This window comes from uncultured Roseobacter sp. (genome assembly GCF_947493125.1).
In the GTDB taxonomy this organism is placed as follows: Bacteria; Pseudomonadota; Alphaproteobacteria; order Rhodobacterales; family Rhodobacteraceae; genus Roseobacter.
On the sequence record NZ_CANLQB010000001.1, the window covers coordinates 39,521 to 59,657 of the forward strand.

Consider the following 20,137-nt stretch of genomic DNA (forward strand, 5'->3'; position numbering starts at 1 on the left):
ATGGCCCGCCTTCGCGGCATCGGGGCCAATTCCCCGTTTGGCTCTAGCCGGAGATCATGCGGCCGGCCTTCCACAGAGATTTCTATTCTATAGGTTTGGCACGTTTGCATAGAAAAAGGCCCCGGCGGAGAACCGGGGCCTTGTGGATGCTTTGGCTGTCAGTGGGCCGGGTGCTTGTCCCAGTCTTCCCGCTTGGGCAGCTGCTCGAACGTGTGTTCGGGCGGCGGGCTGGGCAGGGTCCACTCCAGCGTGTCGGCGTATTCGTTCCACGGGTTGTTCTCACGCGCGGGTTTGCCGCGTGTCAGCGCGTAGGCCATGACGCCGAAGAAGAACAGGAAGGACGCGAAGCTGATGAAGGCCCCGATGCTCGACCACCAGTTCCAGTAGGCGAAGGCGTCCGGGTAGTCGATGTAGCGGCGTGGCATGCCCTGACGGCCCAGGAAGTGCTGGGGGAAGAAGGTCAGGTTTGCACCGATGAAGAACGCCCAGAAGTGCAGCTTGCCCGCCCATTCCGGGTACATCTTGCCGGTCATCTTGGGGAAGTAGAAGTAGATACCCGCGAAGATGGCGAAGACCGCACCGAGCGACATCACGTAGTGGAAGTGCGCGACCACGTAGTAGGTGTCGTGGTAATAGCGGTCCACAGCGGCCTGCGACAGGACGATGCCTGTGACGCCGCCCACGGTGAAGAGGAAGAGGAAGCCGAAGGCCCAGAGCATCGGTGTTTCGAACGTCACCGACCCGCCCCACATTGTGGCGATCCAGCTGAAGATTTTCACCCCTGTCGGCACCGCGATGACCATCGTCGCCAGCATGAAGTAGGCCTGCTGGTTGAGGCTCATGCCCACGGTGTACATGTGGTGCGCCCAGACGACGAAGCCCAATGCTCCGATGGCGATCAGCGCCCAGACCATCGGCAGGTAGCCGAAGATCGGCTTGCGGGCGAAAGTCGCGATCACGTGGGAGATGATGCCGAAGCCGGGCAGGATCACGATGTAGACTTCCGGATGGCCGAAGAACCACAGGATGTGCTGGTAGAGCACCGGGTCACCGCCGCCTGCGGGGTCAAAGAAGGTGAAGCCGAAGTTGCGATCCATCAGCAGCATGGTGATGGCACCGGCCAGTACCGGCAGCGACAGCAGGATCAGCCAGCTGGTCACGAAGATCGACCAGGAGAACAGTGGCACTTTGAAGAGCGTCATGCCCGGGGCGCGCATGTTCAGGAAGGTGGTGATCATATTGATCGCACCGAGGATCGAGGAGGCGCCGGAGACATGCACCGCGAAAATCGCGAGGTCCATCGAGAAGCCGCCCTCAAGCGTGGAGAGCGGTGGGTAGAGCACCCAGCCCACGCCCGAGCCGGACTGGTCATTGCCGCCCGGTGCCAGCACCGAACAAACCGCCAGTGTTGTCCCGGCCACATAGAGCCAGAACGACAGGTTGTTCATGCGCGGAAACGCCATATCGGGCGCGCCGATCTGCAAGGGCATGAAATAGTTGCCAAATCCGCCGAAGAGGGCAGGGATCACGACAAAGAACATCATCAGGATGCCGTGTCCGGTGATCAGTACGTTCCACAAATGCCCATTGGGGGTGCAGGTCTCGCCGGATGCGAATACGCGTGCGCCTTCCATGCACATATATTGAACGCCCGGGTCCATCAGTTCCAGCCGCATGTAGACGGTGAATGCCACCGAGATGAAGCCGGCGAGGGCCGAGGTGATCAGGTAGAGAATACCGATGTCTTTGTGATTTGTGGACATGAACCAGCGGGTGAAAAACCCGCGTTCGTCATGGTGTTCGTGGCCATGAACGGCTGCGTCTGCCATGCTCGAGCCTCCTGAGTATGCAGTTGGTGCCGCGTGGCGGTTCCCGGGCCGCGCGGCAGAATCTCCTCGGTTTTAGAGGGTGTTGTTGCGGCAGGCAATGATCGTATTGACGCAGCCGGACAAAAATCACGGCAGGGCCGCTGCGGAGGGTTCGCTATGTCAGATGACATAGTGGTTCGAATTTGACCGATCCCCGCTGAGGTTTACCGCCAGTTAAGCTTCCTCGTCCATATTTTGTTAAGTGGTGAGGCTTCCGGGTGAGGCCGTGGTCGGTACTTGGGTTGGTAAAGGAGACATGGGGACGATGCAGGTGGAGGTGCAGCAGCACAGTCCGGACCCCTCTTTGCAGGTGGATGAGACGAGCGCGGCCTTTCTGAGCCGCGTGGTCGGCCTGGTGCCGGGCATCATCTATGTGTTCAACCACAAGACCAAGAGCAATGAATACTCCAACCGGTCGATGGCGGAGCTCCTCGGCTACACCTCCGACGAGGTGATCGCCATGGGGGACACCTTGGTGGAGCGTGTGGTGCATGAGGACGACCTGCCCGGCCTGGTGGCCTATTTCGACAGCATGGCCGAGCTGCTGCCCGGTGACTACAGCAGCCATGAGTACCGCGATTATGCCAAGGACGGCTCGATCGTCTGGCTGCGGAGCATCGACACGGTGTTCGAGCGTGCCGAGGACGGGTCTGTCGTGCGGCACATTGGGATCGCCTTCGATATCTCGGCCGAAAAGGAGGCAACCGAAGAGCTGCAGCGTGTCAACCGGGAGCTGGAGCGGCGCGTCCAGGCGCGCACGGCCCAGCTGGAGGTGGTGAACCGCGACCTGGCCGCGCTGGTGGCCGAGCGGACGGCAGAGCTGCGCGACGTGAACCGTGACCTCGAGAACCTCACCTATGTGGCGACCCACGATCTGCGCGTGCCGGTCAACAACCTGAGCAGCCTGACCCATATGTTGCAAGAGGAGGCGGCGCCGCTGCTGCCGCCCGAGCATGTGGAAACGCTGGACTGGATGCGGGACGTCTCGGATCAGGCGAGCGAGAAGCTCGACGCGCTGATCTGCGTGGCGCAGGCGCATTCCGGTGCCTTGCAGGATTTTGAGGCGGTGAACCTGGCGCAGGTGACCGAACGCGCGCTGGTCAATCTGCACTTCCAGATCAGCCGGGCGCGCGCCGTCATTCATACTGCCTTCGACCAGCCGACGGTGTGGTTCGTCCCGCGGGAGATGGAGAACATCCTGCAGTCGATGATCGGCAATGCGATCAAGTATCATGCGCCGGGACGGCGGCCCCGGATCAACCTGCTGTCACGGCAGCTGGACACCCATGTGGAGGTGTCGATCCGCGACAATGGCACCGGGCTCGATCTGCCCCGCGACGCCGAGAAGGTCTTTGGCCTCTTCAAGCGCGCGCACAGCACGCCGGAGGGCGCGGGCGTGTCGCTCTATTCGATCCGGCGGGTGCTGGAGCGCGTCGGCGGCAGCATCGATGTGAGCAGCACACCCGGGGTGGGCAGCTGTTTCTCGATCCGCCTGCCGAACCCGCCGGAGGGCCCATGACCACCGCTGCGCCGGAACCCGCCATCGAGACCGTTCTTCTGGTCGATGACGACAAGGTCACCAACCTGATGCACGGGCGGCTGATCAAGCGCACGGGGCTGATCGGCCAGATCGACGTGGCCACCGATGGGGTGGCAGCCCTCAATTACCTGCAGGCGCGCAGCGATGCCGGCGACGCCTGGCCGGAGCTGATCCTGCTCGACATCAACATGCCGCGCATGGATGGGTTCGAATTCCTGGAGCACTACGCGCGGCTGCCGGAGGAGGTGCGCTGTGCCCGGACGCTGATCATCATGCTGTCGACATCGGTGCTGCGCGCCGATCACGAGCGGGCGGAGGCGGATCCAAATGTGCACGCCTTTGTCAGCAAGCCGGTGCAAAGCGCGCATATCGAGGCCTTCGTCACCGCCTGTCAGGCGCGACGCGGTCCGTAGTTTCGCCACCCTCGCAGCCTGACGGCTTGGGTCCGGCGGGAGCATGACGTGCGGTCGTGTGGCCGCGCTTTCGAGGTGTTGTTGCGGGACCGGAGCGGTTGCTCGGCAGATCTGGCGCGGACATGCAGAGACGGTGGCGGCTGTTCCTGATCAAGAAAATTGACGGTGCCGGGTCGGCCCGGGGAACCGAGTGCGAACGTATCGGGCGGCACCGCGGCTTTGTCACAATGGCGCTGTCGCTGCGGTCCGGTTGGCGGGCGGGTTACGAGCCCCAGCGTCCGGCGACTGCCACAGAGGCCTGTCGGGCCTTCGGGCAGGCGGACGGAGACGTAAGCGCTAGTCTGGAAGCACCGGAGCCGCGGCGCGGTCGGGCTGGTCCTGCGGCGGGTCGCCGAAGACCTCTGTGAAGGCCGCGCGCAATGCGAGATCCACATCGGGCATCTGCACAGGCAGGCCCAGATCCACGAGGCTGGTGACCCCGTGCTCGCGAATGCCGCAGGGCACGATGCCGTCGAAGTGGCTGAGATCAGGGTCCACATTCAGCGAAATCCCGTGATGGCTGACCCATTTGCGCAGGCGGATGCCGATGGCGGCGATCTTGTCTTCCGCGGGCGCGCCGCTGGGCTGCGGCGGTTTCTCGGGTCGCTCTACCCAGACGCCAACGCGGCCCTCGCGCACCACGCCGGTGACGGTGAAGGCGTCGAGCGTGGCGATGACCCAGGCCTCCAGCTGCTGCACGAAGCGGCGCACGTCGCGTCCGCGGCGGCCCACATCGAGCATCACGTAAGCCACGCGCTGGCCGGGCCCGTGATAGGTATACTGTCCGCCACGGCGGGTGGGATAGACCGGGAAGCGCCGTGGATCGGTGAGATCCTCCGCGCGCGCGCTGGTGCCGGCGGAATAGAGCGGCGGATGCTCGAGCAGCCAGATGCACTCCTGCGCGGTGCCGGCGGCGATGGCCTCGGCACGGGCCTCCATCCAGGTCTCGGCTGTGCGATAATCCGTCAGCCCGTCGGTCACGATCCAGTCCACCATGGCGCCGGTCTAGCGCAGCGCGCGCGCGGCGAAAAGCCCCTGCCGCGGCGGCCTCTTTTGATACCGGCGGGGCCTTGTTTGATGGAGGAAAGCCTTCGGTCGAATCAGATCCTGTGCTAGCGTTTGAGAATCAGATTTTTATCCCCGGAGATTTTTCATGTTTTCCAAGTATTTGACCGCCGCAGCACTGGCCGCCTCCGTTGCAGCGATCCCCGCCTCGCGGGTGACTGCCGACGCGGGTGACTTCGTTGCTGGCGCCCTGATCGGTGGGATCGTGGGCCACGCGGTGACCAAGAACAACCAGAAGAAGAAGCGCGTGTACCGGTCTGGTATCCCGTCGACCCATGAAGGCCGCCAGATCCAGTCGTCGCTGAACTACTTCGGGTTCAATGCAGGCCGGGTGGATGGCCAGCTGGGGCGGCAGTCGCGCAATGCGGTCGCGGCCTATCAGGCCTATATGGGCTATCCGGCGACCGGCCAGCTCACGCCGTTTGAGCAGGATTTGCTGATCACGTCCCACAACCGCGCGCAGGCGGGTGGATATCAGACCACGCAGCTGATCGCGTCGAACCCGGAAGGCACCCGCGGTCTGCTGAAGACCTACCGGGCCGAGATGGCCGGTCAGGCGGTGCCACAGCAGCAGGCACCGGTGATCGTCGCCGCGCCGCAGCCAGCACCGGTCACGACTGTGGTGACCCCGGCGCCGAGCGTCGTGGCGCCTGCGCCCGCACCGGTCGCCGTGGTGGCGGCAGCGCCTGACGCGGAGGCGTCCTCCGCGGCGCTGCCGAACTTCTTCCAGAGCGGTGCGCCTGAAGCCTCCCTTGCGTCGCATTGCAACACCGTCTCCCTGCTCACCAGCACCAATGGCTACACCACCGCGGCGTCGATGACCGACCCGACCGCGGCGCTGAACGAGCAGTTCTGCCTTGCGCGCACCTATGCGATTGCCCGCAGCGAAGAGCTGATCAGCCAGGTGAACGGGCTGACGCCGCAGCAGGTGGCGGCGCAGTGCGACGGCTTTGGCCCGGTGGTGCAGCCCTATGTGGCCAGCCTGTCGCAGAAATCGCGGGACGTGCTGAACAAGGAGGTGTCGGATTTCGTGATCTCCACCGGCACGACGCCGCAGCAGTTGGCCGGCACGGCCAAGATCTGCCTGGGTGTCGGCTATCGCACGGACAACATGAACGTCGCGCTGGGCTCGGGGCTCATTCTCTATGCGCTGGGCGAGACGGTCTATGGCGAGTTGATGGGGCACCATCTGGCGCTGGGCTTTGGCACGCAGAAGAACCTGACCCACGCGGGCCCATGGTATCAGGCCGGACTGGCCGCGACGGATGCGGGGGCCGATGCGGTCTTTGTGCCCGGTCAGCCGGAACGCGCTGAGATCCTGCGCAAGGCATCCATGCAGGTGACCGCTGCGGCCCCGTCCCAAGCCGGCGTGCTGCCGGTCTTCTCGGTCACCGAATAGGCATATCGCCAGCCTGACAGTCTGCACGCGCCCCGGCGGGACATCTCGCCGGGGCGTTTTGCTGAAAATGGCTCTTCACAAGCGTGGGCGGGCAGGCTAAAGACCTCACACCTTCCTAAGCGTGCGGATGTGGCGGAATGGTAGACGCGCAGCGTTGAGGTCGCTGTGGGGTAACACCCGTGGAAGTTCGAGTCTTCTCATCCGCACCATCTGGCCAGACTGGTCGCGATTTCCCACTAAAGCCTTGAATGGAAACGCTATTTCTGGAGTTCGAGCTCCTGTTTCACGGTGGTAGTGAAACGGTGCCAACAGGACCAGTTTAAGCGCGACCCGACGGAACTCGAAGTTCCCCTTTTCCCATATTTTCCAAGGGTTTGCCAAACACTCCAGCGAGAGTTCGAGATGGTCCTCGAAGGCGCGCTTTTCAGCGGCCTTACTTGATGATTTTTCCTGCAAAACAGCGCGCCTCAATTCCATGTCGGTGTACCTTTTCTCCAGGGCACTCGCCACAGCGGCAGACTCGGCCCCTACGATCCGGTCCAATACTCTCTGCATATTCGCTCTAAGATCGTCGAGTTCAGACTTCACAGCCTGTCGCTGCGCTTAGTCTTTCATCAGGTGCTTGTCCCAGAGCGACCGGAACATCTTACGTGCGATGGTCATCATGCTCTCCGCAGGAGTGATCTCTTGCAGCAGCTCTTCGAATGCACCTTCGATCTTCGCGCGCGGGATCGATTTGCCGTAGCTGTCGCAGGATTTCGTCTGGCACACATAGTAGGCAATGGCGGTTGCGGATGCTGCGATCAACATCGCTTTGATGTAGTCTCCCGAGTGTTCGGCACCGATCAGGTCCGGCATGGCTGCCCCCAACAAAAGCTCCGACAAGATCGCCAGCAGCGGCAGCAGCACATCCACAAAGGGTGGTTTGGGTCTTTTCCTGAAGCGCGCCAGTCCGGGCGCGCTGTTGTCATTTGAGGCATCAAGACCTTTCGATCTGCGTTGTTCGGCAGGTGTTTTGCGCGAAGTCATCACTCTCTCCTTTGAAGTTGTCCTTCAAAGGTGTTCGAGTTGCCTCCGAGATGTGGGGCGTTTCCGGGCGGATTTGAGCTGCCAGTTATAGATCTCCCCGATACCACTTGGTCTTCTGTCGCTTGAAGAATTCAATCCTCGTAGCATTGCCGCCAACAGCTTGAATAATTCGGCCATTTCGGCTGTGGGTGACGACATGGTGGTATGAGTCACCGGGGCATCGTGCTGCGCTTCGGAGGAACGTCAGCGACGCGCAGAACGCAACACCTCGCCCCAACGGCAACAAACGCGCCTATTCCGTTGAAAAACTCATCGTTGATCGAGACGTAATTGGCTGATTCAATTGCCTCAACGGGTGGAGGGATCAGCCATGATGGGACCGAGGCAGGAAGCACAGGCCGCGCTGTTCTATGAGTTTTCCCTCGAGGGCCGCGTTCCCCAAGACCATCTGCTTCGTTCGATTGATCGCTTCGTTGATCTGACCAGTATCCGAGCGCATCTCGCAGATTTCTACAGTCACACGGGCCACCCATCTGTCGATCCTTGGCGTATTGAACGGCGACTGACCGGTCATTCTACGTCGCCATGAAGCCGCCATCGACGGCAAGGACATGGCCGACAACGAAGGATGCCGCATCTGAGGCGAGCCAGACGACCGCGTTGGCCACTTCCTCCGGCTCTCCCATACGACGGATGGGCAGGCCGGCTGCGACGGCTTTCATGTCCATGACTTTGGACGACAACATCATGTCCGTTACGACCCGTCCGGGCGCGATCACATTGATACGCACACCCTGTTCGGCCGCTTCCATCGCTGCCGATTTTGTAAGTGAAATGACAGCGGCCTTCGACGCGGAATAGATCGAAAAGCCCGGATTGGGGTTCTTCATTCCGCTGACCGAAGCATTCACCACGATCGCACCGCCGCGTCCCTTCATCGCCTGTATCTGGCGGCGCAGCGACAGAAAGACGGCACGGACATTGGTGTCGAAGACGCGTGCGTAAACGTCTGGCGTCTGATCGACCAGGTGTGCCTTGGCTTCCTGATATCCGGCGTTGTTGAAGGCAATGTCGAGCCGTCCGTATGCGTCCAGGATGCCATCGTGAAGAGCCTCGATCTGGGTCGGATCGGTCAGATCCGTCTGGATGAACGCGGCGCGTCCAGCCTGTGCCTCTATTTTGGCAATCGTTGCCTCTGCCTTGTCCCTGCGCCGGGCTGCGATGATCACCTGTGCGCCACGTGCCGCAAAGGCCCGCGATGCCGCCGCTCCGATCCCGGTCGCGCCGCCCGTGACGAGGGCGACCTTTCCAGTGAAGGTGTCTTGAGGGTCAGCGATGCCGTTCATGCTTGCGTCCTCGTATCTATGAGAGATAGTTGTATCATACAACTATATGGGAAGCCAATATGGATGCCGACGCCGCAACCGACATCGAACGAATCCGTTCGGCCTCTCGCAGGCTGGTGCGGGAGCTCGGTTTCATGGAGCAGACCCTGGCGGGCACCAACCTGTCTCCGTCTGCGGTTCATGCCCTGATCGAGATCGCGGAAGGCCGCGCGACCACGGCGCGGGATTTGTCAGATCTTTTGCGCCTTGAAAAATCTTCGGTCAGCCGATTGTTGAAAAAACTGATCGAAACCGGAGACGTCGTCGAAACGCAGGACAAGGACGACTTTCGCGTCAAGCGATTGACCCTGACGACAAATGGCTGCGCGCTTTTTGCTGCCATCGCCAAATCGGCACAAACGCGGGTTGGTCAGGCGATTGCGCCGCTTTCGGAAGACATCATTTGTACCTTGATTGCCGGTCTGGAAGGGTATGCCGAGGCTTTGGAGCGCTCGCGCTCGGACACCATGGCACCTGACCAACCCGGGATCGCCGAGGGCTACCGTCCCACGGTGCTGGGGCGCGTTGTCGAGATGCACGCGCACTACTACAGCGGGCTGGTCGGGTTCGGACTGCCGTTCGAGACCAAGGTGGCGTCGGAACTGGCCGAATTCATGACACGCCTTGATGCACCGACAAACGGCATCTGGCATGTGGCCTCGGGTGGGCGGATCAGCGCATCGATCGCGATTGACGGCCAGGACCTGGACGGCGACGTTGCACATCTGCGGTGGTTCATCGTGGACGACACGCTGCGCGGCACCGGCATTGGCAAGCGGTTGCTGGACGCGGCCATCGCCTTTTGCGATGCGCAAGGGTTTTCGGAAACACATCTTTGGACATTTCAGGGCCTCGAGACCGCCCGCGCCCTCTATGAACGCGTCGGTTTCCAACTGGCCGAAGAAAACGCGGGCCGACAATGGGGCGCGGAAGTGATCGAGCAGAGGTTTGTGAGGGTTGGTCAACGCGATTGATAGAGCTTCACAAGCCGCCGCGCTGACCGGTGTCGAATCGCCTTCGTGGTGAGACGACGTCTGCACGGAGATCCTGCTCTTATGGTTCTGAATTTGAGGGAATTAAATGCAAGGGGTCTCCGGCCTGACCATCCAGCAAGCGAACAGTCTTGGTGAGCGCGGCGAAGGGTAGAGGGGAGCCCCAACCTTTGAATTCGGTTTTCTCGCTGCATGCGCTCGCAGTATGAACAAGTCTGCGATTGCATAGATTCAATTGCTGCGCTGCAGCGATAAATCCAGCCGCTCATGCCAATCGCAGCGAATGAAGTCGGTCTAGGATCGGGTCTCGGTCATTGCGCTGTTCGCGATTCAACCTAGATCTTGGGTATGGTCGAGAAAACCCAGAGTCTTGGCGTCGTTGATCGCCTCTTCCCGCAGATACTAAGCGGCGAAAAGCTTTCTACAATCCGCTGGCAAGAGCCCGACATTGTACCAGGACCGATGAGGTTTGTTTGCGACGAGGATCAGGAGCAAACTATTGACGTCGAAGTCATTCGATCCACGCACATGCCGTTGTTCGAGGTTGCATCCTTTGTTGGAAAGACCGACGAATGGCCCGACCAGATCATGCTCGAAGGCATGCGCGAGCATTATCCCGACATCAAACTTTCAAGCATCGTCCAGGTCATCGAATACAGGCTGCCGTAGTCGATTGGACCAGTCGCAAAGAGCCGGACCTCTTCGCCGTCGGAGACCACTAGTGCAGCCGACAGTACGCCGGTGAAGGTCAGATTTTTTCAAGGGCGATCGCATGGAATGTCGCGCTCCCTGGGGAGCGGCCCAAGTCAGCGGAAATGGCATCACCTATGCGGACGCCTGCAACGATTGCGGCGTCAAAGTAACCGGTCAAGAGAGACTTATAGCCCGTGAACCAAAGCCCTGGATGGCCGGGATCTGCCTCGCCTGTCGGGTGTTTTGGCCGCCCTTCGGCATCCAGGACGCCCAGGTGTTCTACCAGTGGCTCAAGATCGGTTTGATAGCCCGTCGCGCAGATCACGACATCGGGCGCATAACGGTGCCCGTTTACAAACGAGACATCCGACCCCGACACGTCGCGGACTGCTCCGACAACCCTGAACCGACCCGTCTTGATGGCTGCGACGAAGCCGTCGTCGATTGCAAAAGCGGTGCCGTCTTGAGCCAGTCGGGTGCCCCCGCCCAGCGGATGTGACGTGAGACCGTGCCGTGTCAGGTCCCCGAAGAAGAGGCGTTGGGTGAGTGCGAATGCCCGATCCACCAGCGGCAGCGGCATCGCCTGAAACAACCGCGCCGCGCGGTGAAGGGGAAAGCCCAAAACCCGTTTTGGAACGATGGCCGGGCCATGGCGGACCGAGATCACGACCTCCGCAGGTGCGTGGCGGGCCAGATGGTTGAGCACGTCAGCTCCGGAGTTTCCAGCGCCGACAACCAGAACCCGCTTTCCGTCGAACCGGGAAACATCACCGAGGTCGGCCGCGTGCAGCAGATCGCCCTGGAAGGTCGCCAATCCGGGCCAGTCGGGAATGTGCGGAACGCGGTCCCGCCCGGTCGCAAAGACCACATGTGCCGCGTGATAGGTCTGATCCGCGGTGCGAATTGCCCAACCGGCCGTCTTGCGTTCGACGGCTTTGACCTCTGCGCCGAAATGGATTGCAATACCGATCTGCCGGGCATAGCGCTCGAGATATTCGACGACGCTGTCGCGTTTGAGGAACGCACCGTCCTTTCGCGGCGGGTGCAGTCCCGGGAGTCTGGCAAAATGCCGGTGAATGTTCAGCCGCAATGCCGGATGACGATTGCGCCAGGGCTCCGCTATCCTGTTTTGTGCCTCCAGGATCGTGACCGGAATGCCGCGTATTGCAAGGCCCCGGGCCGCGATGAGGCCCGACAACCCGGCGCCGATCACCAGAACATCCTGGCACTCTTTTTCATCCATGATTTCATCTTTCGTTTTGTAGTCTGTGGTCGATCTCTGGACGGCCATCACTCTGCGGTCTGTCGTCAGCGTGCACGGCGGAACGGATGCGGGATGAGCATTGGCACGTCGCGTCGATAATTTTCGTAGTCCGCCCCGAATTCGCGTAGCAAAGCGCGTTCCTCTAGGCGCAGGCCGATCATGATGTAGAGTGTCATCGCGGCCACAAAGAGCAGGTGCCCGGCCGTCATCACCGGCGTCGCGGTCATCGTGACGATCAGACCGAACTGGAGGGGATGGCGCACCAGACGATAGAGGAACGGCGTGCGAAACTGCGGTGGTTTTTTCGCGACACCGCGCAGGTTGTTCCAGGCCTGTGACAGCCCGACGAATTCGCCGTGGCCAAGCAGAAAGGTCGAGACGAGAATGATGGCGGTCCCGAGGAAAAACGCGCCGTAGACGATCCATGCGGCAAGCCCGTCGATATCCCAGATCACGACCGGGATCGGCTGCCAGCACCAAAAGATCAACGCCAGCAAGAAGGACGACTGAAGAACATAGGTTGCCCGCTCGGCAGCATGCGGGATGATCCGTAACCAGACGCGCTTGAAGGCTGGGCGGGCCATGACGCTGTGGGCGATGCCAAAGGCGGCGATGAGCGTCAGATTGATAGCGGCGGCACTCGCGGGCGCGCTCTTTGCGGGGCCGCGCAGATCGCCGATGTTCAGCAGGAAGGCGGCGAGCCAGACGAAGACGATGCCAAAGAGGCCGTAGCAGCCAATGGCGTAGACAAATATGATGCGTTTCATGTCGAACCTATTGGTGAATGGCGATGTCGGCCTGGTCAGCCAAAAAAACCAGTCTGAGAAACGGGGAAAGTCAGGCGCTATGGGTGTCGGGGGCTGGGACGGCAGCGAACCACCGCCCCAACGACACGTCAGAGGCCGGTCCTTGGTGGCAGGGTCACGTACATCTGCACGTGGGTCACGGTCGAAAACTCACCGGGCAGTGGTCCATACGTCTTTCCGTTGGAATGCCAGGCGAGCGCAAGGTCGGCGACCAGATGCTCACCGGTCAATTGCAGACAAGGCGTGATTGTACGTTCGAACCTGGCCGACCCGGAGGCGTCCGCGACGAATTCATTCTCTGATCCGTCACGTGCACCGAATGGCAGATCGTAAGTGCCGATGAACGGATCGGTCGGCGGCCAGACCATGAAGTCGTGCCAAATGGTGTATACCCCGTTCGGGACAAGATGGCTGAACTGCAAATCCAGCTTGCCCGTACCGTCCTTGCAGACATACGTGCCGTGGCCCTCCGCCGCGAACCACTCGCCAAGGGTCAGCCCCAGAGCCGGACCTTTTGGATAGGGACCGGTGTCGAACGTATCGAGAAAATTGTGTGGTACTTCGACGGCAGGTGCGTAAAGAGGCGCGTCCATGTCCCTGGTCGCCGCCGTCGGACGGAAAACTTCGCCCGAGCCGGGCACCTTTTCGTAAAACACATCCTGCTCGGCCATGCCGTCGTCGATGTGGAAGATGAAGCTGAGCGTCATCTGCTCCACCGGATCGTACGGGACCGCACCCTCCGAGCCGCTGGACTCTGCAAAGGCGATCCCGCCTTGGGCCAGAACAAGGAGTGCGATTGTCGGTAGTTGAGGTTTCATTTTGAGCGTCTTTCCTGTTTTCCGGCCCTCAAGCCGATTGGGAGTATGATCCGCCATGCCCGTTCGGATCGGATGTGGCGGTTCGGTCCTGAACGTGCGTGTCGCGTATCAGGGGTCTTTGACCCCCGGAGAAATCCTCCGCATGGGCATATGTGAGATTTCTTTTTTCCTTCTCTCCCGCGCGCTATCCCCCGTGATCGCCGGAGCGCGCTGGCGTGGGTTGAGGCGGCAGGCCGGATGGAACGTGCATCGGGACAAGATCACTGCGGTCGATCGCGGACGGGTCCGTAAGGCTTTCGAGGAAGGCCACCAGTGCGGCGACCTCGGCCTCGCTACGGGATTGCGGCGCCAGCGTATTGGCCGCAGCGATACGCGCCCGAAGGGCGTGGCTTTGCTGCACCCAGACATCCCGCAACGCAAACGCCTCGCGACGGGCAGGGTTGAGCGGACGAAAGATCAATTCCGATCCAAACCCGGTTGCCTCGATCACGTGGTCGAGCGGTGGCAGATCGGCCCCCGCCACATCATACTCAGCCAGCGAAGTCACCGGATCGAAGTGATGGCGCACCACATCTTCCAGTTTGCCGAAGGCGCCGTCATGTCCCCAGGGACCGGTCAGCGAGACATTGCGCAGCGAAGGTGTGCGAAAGGCAAAGAGATCGTCGGCATCGAACGTCACACGGTACCGCCCTTCATCCTCAAGCCGCGCCATGAAGCCGGACGCCCGCCAATAGCCGGTGTCTTCGCCATGCCCCTTGCCCGGTCCGATCTGCGGCATCGCAATCGCGTGAAACCCATGATCGGTCAGCAAAGGTCCGGAATGACACCCCGAACAGCCGGCATCGCCATAGAACAGTTGCATGCCGAGCTTTGCCTCGGGGCCGAGGGCGTCGGCCTCACCGGACAGCCATCGGTCGAACGGGCTCGCGTCAGAGCGGAAGGCGACCGATTGGAACGCCGCCAGCGCGCGCGCTGCATTTACGAATGTCACGGTATCGGCTGGCACCAGCCCGTCGTATTCATCCGCAAGGGCCCGCATGAACATCTCGACATAGGCGGGTGTCTTGGCGAGCCGCGCGGCAAGCAGGTCCCAAGCATCCTGGAGACGATCCTCGGCGACAGCCGTGGCAACCGCGTTCTCGCCCTTCTGCCCCGCCATCTCCTTATGCGAGATGACCGGGAACATCGCCTGTGCCGCGAGCAGGCTGTCGAGACCCACTGGCAAATCTTCCCGCGCCGGGCTCCAGAACCCGCTTGCGAAGGTTGCAGCCGGATCAGGTTCCAACCTGCCGTCGTGGAACATGGCGGTGTATTCCTTTGCGCCAATGTTCCAAAGTGGCTGGGCGTTTCGCGGTATCCGGCTGACGACGCCGTCTTCAGTCCGCCGGTCGCGGCCAAACCCGGTTCCGCCTTCGCCGATGGACAACGACAGGTCATCTCCTGTGCCGCGGGCCGGATCGTGACAGGTGCCGCAGGAAATGTTTCGATTGCCCGAAAGGATCGGGTCGAAAAACAGGGCGCGACCCAGATCCACCAGGGCATCGGGTGGCGCGCCCTCGTACAGAAAATCGGAGTCCACCAATGGTCTGGGCAGGTCGATCTCGCTGTGACCGCCGCCAGCCCTGACCGGGTCCAGCGGTTTTGTTGCAAGCACCAGCCCGATGGCCACACTGGAAAGCAACGAGACGCTTATCGGGCCGCGAAGCATGGATGGTTTTGAGTTCTGTCGAGACATGGGTTGCTTTCGCTTTTCGGATGGGAGATGCGACAATTCACGTGGCGCGGTTTTAGAATTTGGCGTCAAAATCGACCCAGTCGCTCTCGCGCCGCAGTCCGATGTCGCGCAACATGTGATCGGATAGTTTAGACAGAGCGCCGGAACGCCACCGACGACCCCAGCCGGTTCCAGCTTGGGCGTAGGCACAACGGATGGCTGCGCGGAGACGGTTCGCAATGGTCTTGTAGGTCATTGTTTCAAAATTCTTTCCAGGTATCAGGCCACAGCGGCAGAAACCGCGGCTGCGTGCCGGCAGGTTGGTCAGGCTGCGTCGAGCGCCTTGCAGATCTGGTCGAGATGTCGATAGTCGGTGCCACAACAGCCACCGACGACCGACAGGTTCGGCAGTTGATCCGCAAGCGCGCGATAGAGTTGACCAAGCTCGACAGGATCGCCGTCATCGAGGTCTTCGGCCACATCGAGTTCCGCGTGCGAAAGACGGGACGCATTCGCCCGCAGGCCGCCGATCCGTTTGATCCAGTCACCGCCCCCCGCTAGGGTTTCCTTGAAGTGATCGGGATGCGCGCAATTGATCATGAAGTATGCCGCCGCTGCATTCGTTGCTGAATCGACCTCGCGCACAGCGTCGGCCAGTGTTTCGCCGGACGGCAAGTGGCCGTCGGTTTCGAGCGTGAACGAGACCACCGAGGGGATGTCCTCATCGCGGGCGGCGCGCACGATGCCGATCGCTTCGGAGACGGAAGTGATGGTAATCCCGGAGACCATGTCGGCCCCGAGCTCGCTGAACCAGCGGATTTGCTCGGCGTAATACGCGTGCGCTTCGGCTGCGGTGAGTTGAGTTGCAGGCGCATAGCCGTCGTCGTGCGGCCCGACGACGCCGTTGATCACGAAGGGTGAGGCGGGCGTTTCGAAATCCTGGCGCAGAGCCGCCAGCGTGGCGATCGCCTCGCGGTGGATCTCCTTCAAATCCGCGCTGTCGAGGCCCAGTTGCGCGCCCCATTTGGAACTCGCGCGCCAGGTGGGCGTGTCCATGATGAAGCCGCGTCCGGTTTGAACCGCGAGCTTCGCGAGTTGCCGCATGTAGCGTTTGATCGCGTCTGCCCCGGCGTCGGTTTCGAGTGCCTTGAACGCGGCAAAGAGCGGCAGATCGATCCCCTCGTGAAAGACCAGAATGGTCTCCAGGCCGGCTTCGGTCAGCATCTTGTGGCCATTCAGCTGTGGCAGAGCGTGTCGGTATTTCATGTTCGGGTCCTTCGATGACTGAGCCCCTGCGGGCCTTTCTTGCAAAGGCTTGTGGACCAGGAGGCATGAGTCGTGATATGGCAGAATCTTCCCGAAACGGTGAATTTCAGACAGGTCTATGGCGGTACCCACATCTTTGAAAACGGTTGTTCTGGCGCTGCCCTGCGCGGGCACGTCGACGCTGTTCGGCATCCTTGACGTGATGGGATCCGTGGGGCGTGACTGGGAGATGCTGCATGGTCTTGCGCCCCGGTCGCCGCTCTTTGATGTGAGTCTTCTGTCGCCGGACGGGCGGGCCTATTCGGATGTGAATGGACGTGCGGTCGTTCCTGAAGGAGGTCTTGCGGATGCATTAACCGACCAACCGCCGCCCGATCTGGTGATCATCCCGGATCTGCATATCGATGTGCATGCCCCTTTCCCGACAGAGCTGGAACCAGTGGCAGAATGGCTGCGGGACGTGGCAGCCCAAGGCGCCCTGATGACATCGGTCTGCTCGGGTGCGTGGCTCTTGGCGCATGCCGGCCTGCTCGACGGCCTCGACGCGACGACGCATTGGGCTTACGCGGACAAGATTGCGCGATTGCACCCCAAGGTCAGGATCCGGCGCGAGCGCATCCTCGTCCCGGCGGGAGAAGGGCATCGCATCGTCACGGCCGGCGGCGCCTCCGCTTGGGGAGATCTGATGCTGTATCTGATCGCCCGCTTCGGTGGGCAAGAGGAGGCGCGGCGGATCTCCAAGATCTACTTGCTACAGCCCCATACCGACAGCCAGCTTTGCTATGCTTCCTTGCTTGCCGGCCGCCAACACGAAGATGCCCTTGTCGCCGAGGCTCAGGTCTGGGCGGCCGGCAACTATGCGCACCCGGCGCCGGTGGCGGCGATGGCCAAAGTGGCGGGTCTGAGTGAGCGCAGTTTGCTGCGCCGTTTCCGGCGTGCCACCGGGCAGACACCGGTCCAATACATTCAAACCCTGCGTGTCGAAGAGGCAAAGCAAATGCTGGAGACGACGGGCATGTCAATTGAGGACATCGCCGAAGAGGTCGGGTATACCGAAACGTCCAGCTTTCGTAGCGCGTTTCGCCGCAACGTCGGCATTTCGGCCTCCGTTTATCGACGAAAGCACGCAGTCGTGGCGCCGCTGACTGATACCAACCGCATGGCCTGACATCCATTTGGGTTTCGGCGGCAGACCCGCAGATCTGTCGGGCAGGTCTCAAATCGTTGAAGATCGCCCACCGCGGCATCACCGCAAGGCCGCTCAGAGTCCATTATGATCCAGCCAAGGGCTTAGCGTTCCGTTTGACTAGATCGCGAAGAAAGTCTGCAACGGCGCCAACGCGACGGGAGTGCGCCAGGTCGGATTGGGTCACCAGCCAAATCGACTGGTCGATGCCTAGGTCGGAGTCGAGACAGATCAGATCATGGCGCCGTGCCAGAAAATGCGGCAGAACGGCAAGTCCGAGACCGCGCGCACAGGCGACAAGTTGCGTGGCCAGCGAGGTTGTCACGACCACAGGTGCGCGGTCTTTCAATATCCGCTCGGCCCATTGAGCGGCGGGAAGGTGCGCGTAGGCGTCGGACCAGCCGATGAGGTCGTCTGCGTCAAAGACACCGACATCTGTCGGCTGACGTCGCGTTGCGACGTAGTCAGGCGCTCCGTATAGACCGTAACCGAGCGTGCCCAGCCGTTGCAGCGAAACATTGCCGCGCTCGGGCCTGACCATTCTGAGCGCGATGTCTGCATCGCGGCGATGCAGGTTGACGGTGGCAATGTCCGTCACGATCTCCAGCGTCAGTCGCGGATGCGCTGCCCTGAGACGGGGCAGCTCGGGTATGATCAACCCGGTGGCCAGGTTCTCGGCCGTTGCGAGCCTTACCGTGCCGGACACGGTCGCTTCCTGGCGTATTCCTGCAGTCAGCGACCGGGCCGCTGCCTCCATCTCTTCGGCCCGCTCGATGAGTGCCGCGCCATCGTCGGTCAGCCGATAGCCGGACTGCTGACGCAGAAAAAGTGGCTGGCCCACCGCCGCCTCCAGTCGCTCGATCCGACGCGACACGGTGGCAAGACCGATGCCCATGCGCGCGGCCGCACCGCTCAACGTGCCAGCGCGTGTCACCGCCAGAAACGCGCGGATGTCGTCCCAAACAAGGGCGTTTGTAGGCTGTTTTCCGATTTTGGAGACCCACTTCCCGATTTCGGTGATGTTTTCCTATATTGGGAAATGCCACATCTCGCCCGCAAGGACAACGCAATCGGCAAAGGAGAGCGGCATGGAAAAACGAACATTGGGACGGGGCTTCGAAGTGTCGGCCATCGGGCTCGGCTGCATGGGAATGAGCGAATTCTACGGCCCGCGCGACGACGAGATGTCCATGCGCGTGCTGCACGAGGCGATGGATCTGGGGATCGACTTTCTCGACACCGCTGACATGTATGGACCGCATCACAACGAAGAGCTCATCGGCGCGTTTCTGGCGCAGTCACGCACACGGCCAAAAGTCGCGACCAAGTTCGGCATCGTCCGGACCCCCGGCGAATACCGGCGCAGTCTTGACAACAGCCCGGCCTATGCAAGAGCGGCCTGTGAAGGATCGCTGAGGAGACTCGGCGTGGAGCGGATTGACCTCTACTACGTCCACCGGATTGATCGCGCGCAGGAGATTGAGGAGACGATTGGCGGCCTCTCCCGGCTGGTCGAAGAAGGCAAGATCGACCGCATCGGTCTTTGCGAAGTCAGCGCCGGGACGTTGCGGCGCGCGCATGCTGTGCATCCGATCACCGCCGTTCAGACGGAATACTCCTTCTGGTCGCGCGAGGTCGAGGCGCAGGTTTTACCGGCCTGCCGGGAATTGGGTATCGGTTTCGTGCCGTATTCACCGCTGGGTCGCGGCTTCCTGACCGGACGGTTCGACAAAGGAAGCGCATTCGAGGAGGGTGATTTCCGCGCCTCGCTGCCTCGGTTCCAAACGGAAGCCGCAGCTTCCAATAAGCGCATCGCCGACCTTGTGGGCGGGATCGCCGCGCGCAAGGGCTGCACGGCTGCGCAGCTCTCCTTGGCCTGGTTGCTGGCGCAGGGCGACGACATCGTACCGATCCCCGGGACGAAGCGATTGGACTATCTGCGTGACAATGCAGCGTCCGTGAACGTGGCACTCAGCCATGCGGATAGTCGTGAGATCGAACAAGGTCTCGCGGCGCTCCCCGTCTCTGGTGCCCGTTACACCGAAGAAGGTATGAAGGGCGTGGATGTATGAGTAGGACTGCCGAACCGCTCTTGCAGGCCCTGGCGCTACTCCAAAAGCTGGAGCCAGGCGCACCGGCGTCGGTGCAGACCAACCTGGACGCCTTCTCGCCGGGCTCGGCTGAATTGGTCCTGGCCTATGCTCTTGTGGAAATCCTCGGTCGTGACGGGCTCGATCTTCGAACCCGCGAGTGCTGACAGTGGCAATGCTTGCCGTTATGGCACCGCACAGAGCCAACTGGATTTTCACATGCGCGATGCAATGAAGACGGGTGTCGCGGGAAGAGATGGTTGAACTTGTCCTGCAGGCGTCCAACTAGGCGGGTGTTCCGGCCTGCATGAACGCAATCACGGCTGCAAAAAAGCGTTCCTGGTTGTGGAGGGGAGCTAATCTGCAAGCGCCTTGCGTAAGATCACTCCGATGATAGTCCGGATCCCTGAGCTGGCAGTCATCTGACGTTGTGCCGCCAATCCGCATCATCTTGCATGCATCCGTATCCTCACGGTGCTTGTACCAATTGCTTCTGAGCGGCGGCACATAGCGCATCGAAAACGGTATCTGTGGCAGCATCCTTCTGGGCGGTGGTACGTCCGTAAGTGC

General features: G+C 61.5%; 19 protein-coding genes, 1 tRNA gene and 1 pseudogene. 10 read left to right on the forward strand and 11 right to left on the reverse strand.

Annotated features, from left to right (window positions below; translation table 11 throughout):
- Window positions 1-158 precede the first annotated feature (158 nt).
- The gene (gene ctaD, locus Q1A71_RS00210; RefSeq protein WP_299670503.1) at window positions 159-1,829 is read right to left on the reverse strand and encodes a cytochrome c oxidase subunit I; all 1,671 of its coding nucleotides are present in this window, start codon (window positions 1,827-1,829) and stop codon (window positions 159-161) included.
- Window positions 1,830-2,124: 295 nt separating this feature from the next.
- Here ctaD and Q1A71_RS00215 point away from each other — a divergent pair, with 295 nt between their 5' ends.
- Window positions 2,125-3,387 (forward strand): PAS domain-containing sensor histidine kinase, encoded by a 1,263-nt coding sequence (locus Q1A71_RS00215; RefSeq protein ID WP_299670505.1) that lies wholly within the window; start codon window positions 2,125-2,127, stop codon window positions 3,385-3,387.
- The gene (locus Q1A71_RS00220) at window positions 3,384-3,821 is read left to right on the forward strand and encodes a response regulator (protein ID WP_299670507.1); all 438 of its coding nucleotides are present in this window, start codon (window positions 3,384-3,386) and stop codon (window positions 3,819-3,821) included. The genes Q1A71_RS00215 and Q1A71_RS00220 overlap by 4 nt, the downstream gene beginning before the upstream one ends.
- Window positions 3,822-4,157: 336 nt before the next feature.
- Here Q1A71_RS00220 and lipB read toward each other — a convergent pair whose 3' ends face one another.
- Entirely contained in the window at window positions 4,158-4,856 is a 699-nt protein-coding gene (gene lipB / locus Q1A71_RS00225; protein ID WP_299670509.1) for a lipoyl(octanoyl) transferase LipB, read from the reverse strand.
- Between the two features lie 157 nt (window positions 4,857-5,013).
- Here lipB and Q1A71_RS00230 point away from each other — a divergent pair, with 157 nt between their 5' ends.
- A complete protein-coding gene (locus Q1A71_RS00230; protein WP_299670511.1) occupies window positions 5,014-6,324 on the forward strand; it encodes a peptidoglycan-binding domain-containing protein in 1,311 nt (436 codons plus the stop codon).
- Between the two features lie 123 nt (window positions 6,325-6,447).
- Window positions 6,448-6,533 (forward strand) — tRNA-Leu (locus Q1A71_RS00235).
- Window positions 6,534-6,927: 394 nt separating this feature from the next.
- On the opposite strand, the gene Q1A71_RS00240 is transcribed toward Q1A71_RS00235, so the two are convergent.
- Complete coding sequence (locus tag Q1A71_RS00240; RefSeq protein WP_299670513.1) at window positions 6,928-7,353, reverse strand: hypothetical protein; 426 nt, start codon at window positions 7,351-7,353, stop codon at window positions 6,928-6,930.
- 370 nt (window positions 7,354-7,723) lie between these two features.
- Here Q1A71_RS00240 and Q1A71_RS00245 point away from each other — a divergent pair.
- Window positions 7,724-7,897 (forward strand): annotated as a pseudogene (locus Q1A71_RS00245) (IS5/IS1182 family transposase); the annotation flags it as partial.
- A 31-nt stretch (window positions 7,898-7,928) separates the two neighbouring features.
- Here the strand turns inward: Q1A71_RS00245 and Q1A71_RS00250 are convergent.
- On the reverse strand, window positions 7,929-8,699 hold the full coding sequence (locus Q1A71_RS00250; protein ID WP_299670515.1) for a glucose 1-dehydrogenase: 771 nt from the start codon (window positions 8,697-8,699) through the stop codon (window positions 7,929-7,931).
- Between the two features lie 59 nt (window positions 8,700-8,758).
- On the opposite strand from Q1A71_RS00250, the gene Q1A71_RS00255 reads away from it, so the two are divergent.
- Both Q1A71_RS00255 and Q1A71_RS00260 read left to right on the forward strand, forming a co-directional pair.
- On the forward strand, window positions 8,759-9,712 hold the full coding sequence (locus Q1A71_RS00255; RefSeq protein ID WP_299670517.1) for a helix-turn-helix domain-containing GNAT family N-acetyltransferase: 954 nt from the start codon (window positions 8,759-8,761) through the stop codon (window positions 9,710-9,712).
- A 366-nt stretch (window positions 9,713-10,078) separates the two neighbouring features.
- Window positions 10,079-10,399 carry an ASCH domain-containing protein gene (locus Q1A71_RS00260; protein WP_299670519.1) on the forward strand — a complete coding sequence of 107 codons (321 nt, stop codon included), beginning with the start codon at window positions 10,079-10,081 and terminating at the stop codon, window positions 10,397-10,399.
- A gap of 79 nt (window positions 10,400-10,478) precedes the next feature.
- Here the strand turns inward: Q1A71_RS00260 and Q1A71_RS00265 are convergent, their stop codons facing one another.
- From Q1A71_RS00265 to Q1A71_RS00290, 6 genes are all read right to left on the reverse strand, one after another.
- Complete coding sequence (locus Q1A71_RS00265) at window positions 10,479-11,666, reverse strand: NAD(P)/FAD-dependent oxidoreductase (protein WP_299670521.1); 1,188 nt, start codon at window positions 11,664-11,666, stop codon at window positions 10,479-10,481.
- Between the two features lie 65 nt (window positions 11,667-11,731).
- Complete coding sequence (locus Q1A71_RS00270; RefSeq protein ID WP_299670523.1) at window positions 11,732-12,454, reverse strand: isoprenylcysteine carboxylmethyltransferase family protein; 723 nt, start codon at window positions 12,452-12,454, stop codon at window positions 11,732-11,734.
- Between the two features lie 128 nt (window positions 12,455-12,582).
- Window positions 12,583-13,311, reverse strand: a complete 729-nt coding sequence (locus Q1A71_RS00275; RefSeq protein ID WP_299670525.1) for a hypothetical protein — start codon at window positions 13,309-13,311, stop codon at window positions 12,583-12,585.
- A 184-nt stretch (window positions 13,312-13,495) separates the two neighbouring features.
- Window positions 13,496-14,992, reverse strand: coding sequence for a cytochrome c peroxidase (locus tag Q1A71_RS00280; RefSeq protein WP_299670527.1), 1,497 nt, complete (start codon window positions 14,990-14,992; stop codon window positions 13,496-13,498).
- 106 nt (window positions 14,993-15,098) lie between these two features.
- On the reverse strand, window positions 15,099-15,281 hold the full coding sequence (locus Q1A71_RS00285) for a DUF1127 domain-containing protein (protein WP_299670529.1): 183 nt from the start codon (window positions 15,279-15,281) through the stop codon (window positions 15,099-15,101).
- Window positions 15,282-15,349: 68 nt separating this feature from the next.
- Complete coding sequence (locus Q1A71_RS00290; protein WP_299670531.1) at window positions 15,350-16,291, reverse strand: homocysteine S-methyltransferase family protein; 942 nt, start codon at window positions 16,289-16,291, stop codon at window positions 15,350-15,352.
- A 118-nt stretch (window positions 16,292-16,409) separates the two neighbouring features.
- Here Q1A71_RS00290 and Q1A71_RS00295 point away from each other — a divergent pair, with 118 nt between their 5' ends.
- Entirely contained in the window at window positions 16,410-17,459 is a 1,050-nt protein-coding gene (locus tag Q1A71_RS00295) for a helix-turn-helix domain-containing protein (RefSeq protein ID WP_299670533.1), read from the forward strand.
- Window positions 17,460-17,562: 103 nt separating this feature from the next.
- Here Q1A71_RS00295 and Q1A71_RS00300 read toward each other — a convergent pair whose 3' ends face one another.
- Complete coding sequence (locus Q1A71_RS00300) at window positions 17,563-18,498, reverse strand: LysR family transcriptional regulator (protein WP_366140216.1); 936 nt, start codon at window positions 18,496-18,498, stop codon at window positions 17,563-17,565.
- Between the two features lie 67 nt (window positions 18,499-18,565).
- On the opposite strand from Q1A71_RS00300, the gene Q1A71_RS00305 reads away from it, so the two are divergent.
- Together Q1A71_RS00305 and Q1A71_RS00310 are read left to right on the forward strand one after the other, a co-directional pair.
- Window positions 18,566-19,549: an aldo/keto reductase gene (locus Q1A71_RS00305; protein WP_299670535.1), complete on the forward strand. Its 984-nt coding sequence runs from the start codon at window positions 18,566-18,568 to the stop codon at window positions 19,547-19,549.
- Window positions 19,546-19,734 (forward strand): hypothetical protein, encoded by a 189-nt coding sequence (locus tag Q1A71_RS00310; protein WP_299670536.1) that lies wholly within the window; start codon window positions 19,546-19,548, stop codon window positions 19,732-19,734. Before Q1A71_RS00305 ends, Q1A71_RS00310 begins: the two co-directional genes overlap by 4 nt.
- Window positions 19,735-20,137: the final 403 nt, after the last annotated feature.

Excerpts from the sequence above, each read along its gene's own strand:
- ctaD (WP_299670503.1), bottom strand. The coding sequence starts at position 1,829 with ATGGCAGACGCAGCCGTTCATGGCCACGAACACCATGACGAACGCGGG.
- Q1A71_RS00215 (WP_299670505.1), top strand. The coding sequence starts at position 2,125 with ATGGGGACGATGCAGGTGGAGGTGCAGCAGCACAGTCCGGACCCCTCT.
- Q1A71_RS00220 (WP_299670507.1), top strand. The coding sequence starts at position 3,384 with ATGACCACCGCTGCGCCGGAACCCGCCATCGAGACCGTTCTTCTGGTC.
- lipB (WP_299670509.1), bottom strand. The coding sequence starts at position 4,856 with ATGGTGGACTGGATCGTGACCGACGGGCTGACGGATTATCGCACAGCC.
- Q1A71_RS00230 (WP_299670511.1), top strand. The coding sequence starts at position 5,014 with ATGTTTTCCAAGTATTTGACCGCCGCAGCACTGGCCGCCTCCGTTGCA.
- Q1A71_RS00240 (WP_299670513.1), bottom strand. The coding sequence starts at position 7,353 with ATGACTTCGCGCAAAACACCTGCCGAACAACGCAGATCGAAAGGTCTT.
- Q1A71_RS00250 (WP_299670515.1), bottom strand. The coding sequence starts at position 8,699 with ATGAACGGCATCGCTGACCCTCAAGACACCTTCACTGGAAAGGTCGCC.
- Q1A71_RS00255 (WP_299670517.1), top strand. The coding sequence starts at position 8,759 with ATGGATGCCGACGCCGCAACCGACATCGAACGAATCCGTTCGGCCTCT.
- Q1A71_RS00260 (WP_299670519.1), top strand. The coding sequence starts at position 10,079 with ATGGTCGAGAAAACCCAGAGTCTTGGCGTCGTTGATCGCCTCTTCCCG.
- Q1A71_RS00265 (WP_299670521.1), bottom strand. The coding sequence starts at position 11,666 with ATGGATGAAAAAGAGTGCCAGGATGTTCTGGTGATCGGCGCCGGGTTG.
- Q1A71_RS00270 (WP_299670523.1), bottom strand. The coding sequence starts at position 12,454 with ATGAAACGCATCATATTTGTCTACGCCATTGGCTGCTACGGCCTCTTT.
- Q1A71_RS00275 (WP_299670525.1), bottom strand. The coding sequence starts at position 13,311 with ATGAAACCTCAACTACCGACAATCGCACTCCTTGTTCTGGCCCAAGGC.
- Q1A71_RS00285 (WP_299670529.1), bottom strand. The coding sequence starts at position 15,281 with ATGACCTACAAGACCATTGCGAACCGTCTCCGCGCAGCCATCCGTTGT.
- Q1A71_RS00290 (WP_299670531.1), bottom strand. The coding sequence starts at position 16,291 with ATGAAATACCGACACGCTCTGCCACAGCTGAATGGCCACAAGATGCTG.
- Q1A71_RS00295 (WP_299670533.1), top strand. The coding sequence starts at position 16,410 with ATGGCGGTACCCACATCTTTGAAAACGGTTGTTCTGGCGCTGCCCTGC.
- Q1A71_RS00305 (WP_299670535.1), top strand. The coding sequence starts at position 18,566 with ATGGAAAAACGAACATTGGGACGGGGCTTCGAAGTGTCGGCCATCGGG.
- Q1A71_RS00310 (WP_299670536.1), top strand. The coding sequence starts at position 19,546 with ATGAGTAGGACTGCCGAACCGCTCTTGCAGGCCCTGGCGCTACTCCAA.